This window comes from Nitrospirae bacterium CG2_30_53_67, from assembly GCA_001873285.1.
Classification (GTDB): domain Bacteria; phylum CG2-30-53-67; class CG2-30-53-67; order CG2-30-53-67; family CG2-30-53-67; genus CG2-30-53-67.
This window is the reverse complement of record MNYV01000179.1, coordinates 1-4,634: the sequence shown is the minus strand read 5'-3', so window position 1 is coordinate 4,634 and position 4,634 is coordinate 1. Positions and strand designations below refer to the sequence as shown.

Below are 4,634 nucleotides of genomic sequence, written 5' to 3'. Positions count from 1 at the left end.
GTAGGGCGGTCTCATCAAGGCGCGCGACTGAGGTGTGCCCCTCTGGTACGCCGCAAGAAGCGGAACGCCGAGGAGACCGCCCTACGGCACTCGAATGCCGCCGTATTTACGAATAGGGTCACTAAGGATGAGCGCACGCCATGGAAGACCTGCAAAGCCTCCCCTATGATATCCTGACGGTTCATGAGCTGACGGCAAGGATCCGCGGCCGGCTGGAAGAGACGTTTCCCTCCGTCTGGGTCACGGGCGAAATATCCAATCTCAAGACTCCCTATTCCGGGCATACCTATTTTACACTGAAGGATGAAGAAGCCCAGATCCAGGCTGTGTTCTTCAAATACAAGAGACGGTACATCCGCTTTGAGCCTGAAGACGGCATGCAGGTCCTCTGCAAGGGGATCGTGACCGTCTATGAGTCCCGCGGCACGGTTCAGATCAATGTGGACTATATGGAACCGATAGGTTTGGGCGCCCTGCACCTGGCCTTTGAGCAGATCAAGGAGCGCCTCGATCAGGAAGGGCTTTTTGATCCGGCTCATAAAAGGAAGCTCCCTCTGCTTCCCCAGCGGATCGGTGTGATCACCTCACCCACAGGCGCCGCGATTCAGGATATCCTGAACATCATCAACCGGCGTTTTGCCAATGTGGAGATCCTGATTGCTTCGGTCCACGTCCAGGGCGACAGCGCCGCTCAGGAGATCGTAGATGCCGTAGAATCGTTGAACCGCCGGGAGGATCTGGATGTCATCATCCTATCTCGAGGCGGAGGATCTCTCGAAGACCTTTGGCCCTTCAACGAAGAAAAGGTTGCCCGGGCGGTCTATGGTTCAAGCATCCCGGTCATCTCCGCCGTGGGGCATGAAACGGATTTTACCATCTCGGATTTCGTGGCCGATTTCAGGGCGCCGACCCCTTCCGCTGCCGCAGAACTCGTTGTCCGGAATAAAGCGGAAATGGAGGATAGGATCCTCACCCTAAAGGAACGTCTTCAAAACCGGGTCGGCGTCATCCTGAACCGGAGGCGGTCCGCCTTGGAGAATCTCTCCCGGAGACTCATCAGTCCGCAGCAGAGGATCGGGATGATCCGGCAGCGTCTGGACGACCTGAACGAGGCCGTCAAAATATCATTCAAGCGCAAGGTGGGTTTACTGAGGGCGCGTCTTCAGGGGAAGATATCCGCCCTTCGTCTTTTAAATCCCAAGGAGAAGGTCGGAAAGTTCCGTGAGCGGCTTGCGGTCCATATGAAAAAGAACCGGAGGGAAATGATATTTTCCCTTCAGAGGCGGAGAGACCGGCTGTCCGCTCTTTCAGAGCGGCTTGATGCCCTGGGTCCTTTAAAGGTCCTGCAGCGCGGCTACAGCATCGTTTACAAGCTGCCGGAGGAGAAGATCATCCGGGAAAGCCGGCAGATCTCTCTGAACGACCGTTTAAGAATCCATTTTCATCTCGGCCGGGTCGAGTGCACGGTGGATCATATTGAGGAGGGGTAAACTTTTCTTGATGTCTGCCATGCAGACCGGATCCCGCCTGAATCCCCTCCTGAAAAACATCAAAAAAATATGGGTCTTCCATGAGGTATTCTTTTCCCGAGAGGAAAATCTTGCGGTTTCTTTGCTGGGCCCTGTACGGCGTCTTGCTCTTCCGCTGCCTCTCCTATGATCCTGCCGCAGATCCTGGGCGACATTCTGCAGAAGAAGGCCGGCGGCCCCTATCGGTCTCCGTGACCGGGGAGGTCCGGAGACCGGGAACCTACCTCTTCGATGAGCCATGCTCGGTCATGCAGGCCATTCAAACGGCCGGCGGGCCGGCCAGGGATGCTGATTTGGGACGTCTCAATCTCAAGGTTCCGCTCTTTTGGAATTCGATTCTGAGAGTCCCTTCTCTCCATTCAGGTTTTGAGCCGGTGATTTCGCTTAACCGTTCCTCGGCCATGGAACTGATCGAAATTCCAGGCATCGGTCCTGAACTGTCCGGCCGGATCGTGAGGCACAGGGAGAAGATCGGGCCTTTCAAAGACGAGGAGGATCTGCTGCATGTTCCGGGAATCGGAAGGAAAAAGCTCCGGCAGATCATGGAACATGCGGTCCTGAACGAGGATAAGCCATGAACAGGCCGCTCTTTTACATATTGATCTCAATCATCCTCGGTATCCTGCTCTCGGTGCACATGGATCCTTGGCCTCTGTTTCTTGTGATCCTTGTCCCGGTCCTATTGTCAGTGATTTCGTTCCAACGGTTTAAACGATTTGAATGGCTGCTTCTGCTCTTTGTTTTCTTTTTTCTCGGCGCCCTCGGAGAGTCCCTCTGGATGACCTGCCTGCCCAAAGATCACCTCCTGCGGCGGATGGATGATCAGCACAAATCCACCGTGACCGGCATGGTGGCTTCTTTTCCGGAAGTTTTTGCAGACCGGGTTCGGTTTCTTCTTGCGGTAGAGCGATACCAAGGCATGGAGTCGTCCGGAATGGTGGATGTTTCTATATACACCTCTTCCTCGACCAAACAGCAGGGGAGAAAGAGCGTGGATCTCGACTATGGAGACAGGGTGAAAGTGACAGGGACATTTCGAAAGCCGAGGAATTACAAAAATTCCGGCGCCTTTGATTATGTCGCCCATTTAAAAAGAAAGGGGATCTGGGTCCTGGGGGCGGCATCGCCCGGCGGCATACAGGTGATCGGGAAACAGAAGGGGAACCCCTTCATGATGAGGATCATGGGATACAAGAAGGATTTTCACCATTTTCTCAAGACCCTGCTTCCTGAACCCTCAACCGCCCTGATCAAGGCCCTCATCACCGGGGACCGAAGCGGCATATCGAGGGAGATGCAGGACCGTTTCGCCCGTGCCGGGACCGCTCATCTCCTGGCCATATCCGGGCTCCACATGGGTTTCATCTCGTTCTTCTGCTACCAGTGCTTTTTGCTGATCTTCACCTATTCTCTGCCCGTTTCCATTCTCCGGAAATCCTATTTCTGGCTGATTCCCTTCCGGCTCGCTTCGATGATGACCTTGATCCTGCTTCCGATTTATACGATCTTTGTGGGAGCGGGCGCCTCTTCGATCCGTGCCTGCATCATGATTATGGCCTATCTGGCCGCCAAGGTCCTGGAGCGGGAAAGAGATCTCCTGCAGACTTTAATGCTTGCCGCCCTGGTCATCCTCGTCTGGCGGCCGCCGTCTCTTTTCGACATTGACTTCCAGCTCTCCTTTGCCTCGGTTGCGGCCATGATCCTTTTTTTCAGGCATCAACATGACCAGGAGAAAAAAGAGGGAAAGGAATCCTCTTTGAAGAAAGACAAAAAAGTTATTTCAGAGATCCTCAGAAAAGCGATCAGGAAAATAACCGGCCTTGTCTTCGTAACCCTTGTTGCCGCGGCCGCTACGTCGCCGATGACTGCGGAAACGTTCCACCGTGTCAGTGAGGCAGGGATCGTAACGAACCTTCTGTTCGTTCCCCTGACCGGTTTCTGGATCGTCCCTTGTGCGCTGATCACTCTTGTGTCATTCATGATTTATCCTCCCCTGGCGGTATGGCCGGCCAGGCTCGCGGGCTTCGGGGTCTCCATGCTTGCCTGCGGGGTTGATTATTTCGGGTCGTTGACTTGGGCGGCAACCTGGGTCTTCCCCCCGCCCGGCGTTCTGACTCTGGTCTATTATGTTTTACTGCTTCTCATTCTGATTTTTCCCAGGATGGGGGAGGCCCGGCGTATCGGGTGCATCCTGGTCTTGGGCCTTTTATTTTTCGTGGTGGTGTTCCGGGCAGGGCAGATAAGAGGTGACGGTCATCTCCACATCCGGTTCCTGGACGTGGGGCAGGCATCTTCGGTTCTGCTGATCCTTCCAAATGCGGAAACCGTTCTGATCGACGGCGGAGGCTCCTATCTATCCTCGCAGGACATCGGGAGGCAGGTCGTGCTCCCGGCCTTGCTTGCCATGGGGATACGGAAAATTGATCTCATGGTTCTGACCCATCCCCATCCTGACCATCTGAACGGACTGATCGGGATTTTGGAGGAGATCCCTGTGGGAGAGGTCTGGGATGCCTGGAAGGTCTTCCCCTCAGAGGAATACCGCCGTTTCCGAAAACTCATCGCTGATCAGGGGATTCCAAGGCGTTTTCTGAACCCTGCGGGAGAGCGGATAGCCATGGGGCAGGTTCTGTTTGATGTCCTGCAGCAAGGCGCCGGGTATACCTGTGGTTCCAATTCCAATGTGAACAATGATTCACTGGTCATGAAAGTGACTTTCGGGAAAATCAGTCTTCTGATCACCGGGGATCTGGAGACGCCCGGTGAGAAGACCCTATTGAGAAGATACCAAGGAGAAGAGTTGAAGAGCACGATTTTGCAGGTCCCCCATCATGGAAGCCTTTATTCCAGCAGCCCCTCTTTTATAGACCGGGTCAGGCCGGAGATAGCCGTGATACAGGTCGGGAGCAACAATCCCTTTCAATTTCCCAATTCGGACGTCCTCGGCAGGTATCGGTACATCTTTCCTGAGAAGACCATCTTCAGAACGGATCAAAATGGCGCAGTCTGGCTTGAAACAGACGGGAAAAGGATTCAGGTCCGGAACTTCTGAAGCACATCCATATTTTCAGCCGTCCGTCGTCTGCACTTCGCTATTTTCCCTTG

3 protein-coding genes are annotated in these 4,634 nt (G+C 54.4%); all 3 read left to right on the top strand.

What is annotated here, in order from left to right:
- The first annotated feature begins 140 nt into the window (after positions 1–140).
- Complete coding sequence (locus AUK29_11115) at positions 141–1,490, top strand: exodeoxyribonuclease VII large subunit (GenBank protein OIP60682.1); 1,350 nt, start codon at positions 141–143, stop codon at positions 1,488–1,490.
- 230 nt (positions 1,491–1,720) lie between these two features.
- Positions 1,721–2,107: a hypothetical protein gene (locus AUK29_11110; GenBank protein OIP60681.1), complete on the top strand. Its 387-nt coding sequence runs from the start codon at positions 1,721–1,723 to the stop codon at positions 2,105–2,107.
- Entirely contained in the window at positions 2,104–4,581 is a 2,478-nt protein-coding gene (locus AUK29_11105) for a DNA internalization-related competence protein ComEC/Rec2 (protein ID OIP60680.1), read from the top strand. Before AUK29_11110 ends, AUK29_11105 begins: the two co-directional genes overlap by 4 nt.
- The last annotated feature ends 53 nt before the right edge of the window (positions 4,582–4,634 follow it).